The sequence below is a fragment of the Variovorax sp. YR634 genome (assembly GCF_900106655.1).
Lineage (GTDB): Bacteria > Pseudomonadota > Gammaproteobacteria > Burkholderiales > Burkholderiaceae_C > Variovorax.
In genome coordinates this window covers 1-1,131 of the sequence record NZ_FNOL01000064.1, presented here as the reverse complement: position 1 = coordinate 1,131, position 1,131 = coordinate 1, and the positions used below count along the sequence as shown (strand labels likewise).

The 1,131-nt window shown below is 61.0% G+C and carries 1 protein-coding gene; it reads left to right on the top strand.

Features of this window, described 5'->3' with window-relative positions; translation table 11 throughout:
* Window positions 1–53 precede the first annotated feature (53 nt).
* A complete protein-coding gene (locus tag BLV60_RS33860) occupies window positions 54–1,124 on the top strand; it encodes an IS30 family transposase (protein WP_093060177.1) in 1,071 nt (356 codons plus the stop codon).
* Window positions 1,125–1,131 lie beyond the last annotated feature (7 nt).

Below are 1,131 nucleotides of genomic sequence, written 5' to 3'. Positions count from 1 at the left end.
GGCGGTTTCAAGTCTGAAGTGCAACACACTCGATCCTCAAGGGAAGAGCTTGCATGAACAGAAGTTACGAACAACTGAGCGCCGAAGAGCGAGGAATGATCATGGCGCTGAAGCTGCAAGGCAGCAGCGCCAGATCGATTGCCGCAACGTTGGGGCGCGCGCCCAGCACGATCACGCGGGAGTTGCGGCGCAATGGCTTCAAGTCCGATGCAGAGCTCGGCCCAATGGGGCGCCCGCGCATCGCGGGTGGCTACGATGCGGTCAGGGCCGGGGTACGTTCGCGCCGTGTGCGACGCCAGGCACGGCGTCGGTGCAAACTTCACTTCGAGGGCGCGCTGTGGCGCAAGGTTCGGGCGCTGCTGGAGCAGTGCTGGTCGCCCGAGCAGATCGCCGGCACACTCAAGCAAGAGCACCCTGGACAGCGCGAATTGCAAGCTTCTCACGAGACGATATACACGGCCATCTATGCTGCCCCGCGTGGCGGATTGCGCAAGGAATTGGTGGCCTTGCTGCGCCAGGGCCGCGGCGCGCGCAAGCCTCGTACTCGGGGAGAAGACAGGCGTGGTTCGCTGCAGGACATGGTGAGCATTCATGTGCGTCCGCCCGAGGCCAACGATCGCCTGCTGCCCGGACATTGGGAGGGCGACTTGATCAAAGGAGCGCTGAACCGTTCGGCCGTGGGCACCCTGGTATGCCGCAAGACCTTGTTCGTGATGCTGGTCAAGATGGATGGCGCCACGGCGCTGGATGCCCTCAAGGGCTACGAGCAGGCCTTCTCGCCATTGGACGAAGCGCTTCGCAAAACCTTGACCTACGACCAAGGCAAAGAGATGGCTTTGCACAAGAAACTCGCCGAAAGCACGGGGCTGAAGATCTATTTTGCAGACCCTCACAGCCCTTGGCAGCGCGGCATCAACGAGAACACCAACGGCCTGATCAGGCAGTACCTGCCCAAAGGAACAGACCTGAGCGTCCACTCTCAGCGCCATCTCGATCACATCGCCTGGAGTTTGAACACCCGCCCACGCAAAACCTTGGGCTTCCGCACACCGGCTCAAGTCCTCTTCGAGGACTGCTTCAACCAGAATGTCGACATTCAACCCATCGTTGCACTTGGGATTTGAAATCGCC